At 50.0% G+C, this 220-nt stretch carries 1 pseudogene; it reads left to right on the top strand.

The window, feature by feature from the left end:
• A pseudogene (locus CWB65_RS19770) lies at window positions 1-220 on the top strand (type III PLP-dependent enzyme); the annotation flags it as partial.

The following is a 220-nucleotide window of genomic DNA, read 5'->3' as shown; positions in this document are numbered from 1 at the left end:
AGAGCCGGGTCGTTATATTGTAGCAAGTAGCGTAACTAGCGTAGCCTCAGTTATGGGCCTAGCGCAGCGCGAAGGTAGATCGTGGTTTTTCTTAGCTGACGGTATTTTCGGCTCTTTCAGCGGCGTAATGTTTGTCGAAGCTGCCTACGCTATAGACAGTGCTAATCAAGATGGCGAGCGTTTTGAGTCTGTACTTGCTGGCCCTACATGCGACAGCATA

This window comes from Pseudoalteromonas sp. S554 (assembly GCF_005930865.1).
GTDB classification, from domain to species: domain Bacteria; phylum Pseudomonadota; class Gammaproteobacteria; order Enterobacterales; family Alteromonadaceae; genus Pseudoalteromonas; species Pseudoalteromonas marina.
Note: the sequence above shows the minus strand (reverse complement) of the source record. Positions and strands in the feature narration are given on the sequence as shown.